Below are 443 nucleotides of genomic sequence, written 5' to 3'. Positions count from 1 at the left end.
AGATCGCGAAGCCATTCTGCCTGCGTGCGTGGTGTTTCAAACAATCCGAAAGCGGTGAGGGAGAAACCCTGTACGTAGAACAGAAGGGTGAAAAGAAAGCAGCCGAAGATTCGGAGGACTAAATGACGTTTAACCCGCTTGTTCTCGCGACCCGCGAGGAAATGGAACAGGCGGATGACCTCCTTCTATCACTTACGACATTGGCCAAGCCGTCTAACGGAAGTGGCGGCACGGCAATGTCGCATGTGGAGACCATGATGCGGATGCAGGGTCATGATCCTGTATCTGAAGATAGCGCGAACCCGCCACCAGTGCGTCGTTCGCGTTTTTTCTATTCTCCGACGCAAAGTTTTGCTGAAGAAGTCAACGCATCGAAGTCTATTTCAGAAGAGAAGAGTCTTCCGCACGATAACGATGAGATCAACAGCCGAGTTATTCAGTAC

At 51.0% G+C, this 443-nt stretch carries 1 protein-coding gene; it reads left to right on the top strand.

Annotated features, from left to right (window positions below; all coding sequences use genetic code 11):
• Positions 1–122: 122 nt before the first annotated feature.
• Positions 123–443, top strand: a 321-nt coding sequence (locus AC1RPY_RS07660) for a hypothetical protein (protein WP_391857534.1), incomplete at its 3' end; no start/stop codon positions are given.

It is taken from the genome of Dellaglioa sp. CoH-56-MRSF-12 (genome assembly GCF_056782075.1).
The sequence above is the reverse complement of the archived record's forward strand: the minus strand, read 5'-3'. Positions and strand labels throughout refer to the sequence as shown.